2 protein-coding genes are annotated in these 2403 nt (G+C 71.6%); both read right to left on the minus strand.

Annotated elements, in window-relative coordinates; translation table 11 throughout:
• On the minus strand, nt 1-1677 hold a 1677-nt coding region (locus GT354_RS14155; protein WP_161356665.1), incomplete at its 3' end, for a condensation domain-containing protein.
• Nucleotides 1674-2403, minus strand: a 730-nt coding sequence (locus GT354_RS14160) for a condensation domain-containing protein (protein WP_237534830.1), incomplete at its 5' end; no start/stop codon positions are given. The genes GT354_RS14155 and GT354_RS14160, both read right to left, overlap by 4 nt.

A 2403-nucleotide genomic window follows, 5' to 3' on the forward strand; every position in this document is an offset into this window, starting at 1 on the left:
CAGCGCGGGGCGGGCGTCGGCGAGCATGTGGGCCAGGCGGGCGGGCGGATACTCGGGATCCAGGGGCAGGTAGGCGGCGCCCGCCTTGAGGACCGCCAGGAGCGCGACGACCAGATCCGTCGAACGCGGCAGCGCCAACGCCACGACGTCCTCGGGACCGACACCCCGAGCCACGAACAGATGCGCCAACCGGTTCGCCCGCTCGTCGAGCTCCCGATACGTCAACCCACTCCCGTCACACACCACCGCGAGCGCATCCGCCGACGCCCCGACCCGCGCCTCGAACAACCCCGGCAGCGTGGCCCCATCGGTCCGCGTGACCGTGTCGTTGCGGCTGACGAGCAGGTCTCGGCGTTCTTCGTCGGTGAGCAGGTCGATCCGGCCGATCAACCGCTCGGCATCGGTGACGACGAGGTCGAGCACCCGGGCCAGTCGGTCGAGGAACCCGGCGGCCGCGGCCCGGTCGAAGAGGTCGTCACGGTAGTCGAGGCGTAGGTAGAGGCGGCGCCCCGGGGCGGCGATCAGGGTGAGCGGATAGTGGGTCGCGTCCCGTCCGCGGCCCAGGTCGGGAGTGATCCGCAGACCGGTGTCCGGCAGCGTGGCGGGGTCGTCCCAGGGATAGTTCTCGAACACCAGGGACGTGTCGAAGAGCTCGCCCGATCCGGCCAGTTGCCGGATGCGGGGCAGCCCGAGGTGGTGGTGCGCGGTCAGCCGCGACTGCTCGTCCTGCAGCCGCACGACGGCGGACGACAGCGATCGGGTCGGGTCCAGCACGACCCGGACGGGCACCATGTTGATGAACAGGCCCACCATCGCCTCGACGCCGGGCAGTTCCGGGTCGCGTCCGGCGACGATCGCCCCGAACACCACGTCGTCGTGCCCCGTGCACCGGCTCAGCACCAGGCCCCAGGCGGCCTGCAGGACGGTGTTCATGGTCACGCCCTGCCGGCGCGCCCAGTCGGCGAGCGCCGCGGTGCGGTCCTCGTCCAGCTCGACGGTGATCCGCTCCGGCATCAGTGCGGCTCGTGCCGGATCCACCGGAGTGAGCAGGGTCGGCTGCTCCAGGCCCGCGAGCGCGTGTCGCCAGGCCGCCTCCGCCGCCGGGCGGTCCTGTTGCGCGAGTCGGCTCAGGTATTGCCGGTACGGGGTCACCCGGGGAAGCGCGGCGACGTCGCCGTCACTGCCGTACAGCGTGATCAGCTCGCGGACGAGGATCGGTGTCGACCAGCCGTCGAGCAGGATGTGATGGGTGGTCATGATCAGGCGATGGCGCTCCCCGGCCAGCCGTACCAGGGTGAAGCGCAGCAGCGGTGGCTCGGCCAGGTCGAAGCGGCGGCCGTGTTCCTTGGCGGCGAGCCTGGTCAGTTCCGCCTCCGCCTCGGCGCCGGGCAGCGACGAGAGGTCGAACTCCTCCCAGGGCACGTCGACCTGACGTGGGATCAGCTGAACGGTCCGGCCCGAGTCCACCTGCCGGAACCCGGCGCGCAGATTCGGATGCCGCCGGACGAGAGCGCCGACCGCCGCTCGCAGCCGCGCCGCGTCCAAAGCCCCCTGGATGTCGAAGGCGTGTTGCACCGCGTAGACGTCCGCGCCGTCCTGCTCGTAGCGGGAGTGAAACAGCAGCCCCTCCTGCATGGGTGAGAGGGGAAGGATGTCTTCCAGGCCCGACGACGTCATTTCTGAATCCTCCACGCGGCTTCGAGCTGCTCGATGTCGTGCTGGCTGAGTTCGGCCAGCGGGAAGTCCGAGGGTGTGTGGCCGCCCGTGTCGGACCGATGACCGTGCCGGACCAGGCCCCGGATCGCCTGGAACCACTGTTCGGCGAGGGCGCGGACGTGCTGCTCGGGCCAGACGTCGGGGGCCCACGTCCAGACGGCCTCCAACCACGGCCCGTCCGGGGTGTCCCGGATCATGGAGTTGACCTCCAGCCCGTGCGCCAGGGCGGTCGCCGGATCGGCCCCGCTCAGCAGGCCCGTCTCCGCCGCCACCGTCCACGCCGGGTTGCCGGGCACCACCGGTGTTCCTGCGGACGGGAAGCGGCCGAGGTAGTTGAAACCGAGTTGGGGCACGCCGAGTTCGGCCAGCTTCGGCCCGGTCTCCGGGTTGAGGTGGCGCAGCAGACCGAAGCCGATGCCCCGGTCGGGCAGCGCTCGCACCTGCTCCTTGACCCGTTTCAGCGCCTGTCCCAGCGCCGGCCCGCCACCGCCGTCGACGACCTCGTCCCACGCCGGCGGGCCCGGATCGACGCGGACGGGATACAGCGACGTGAACCAACCCACGGTGCGCGACAGGTCCGTGCCCTGCACGATCTCCTCGCGCCCGTGTCCCTCGACGTCGACCAGTACCGCCGTGTCCCGCTCGCGGCCATGACCTCGGCGCCACTGGGCGACCGCCAGGCCGAGG

This window comes from Streptomyces sp. SID3343, assembly GCF_009865215.1.
Lineage (GTDB): Bacteria > Actinomycetota > Actinomycetes > Streptomycetales > Streptomycetaceae > Embleya.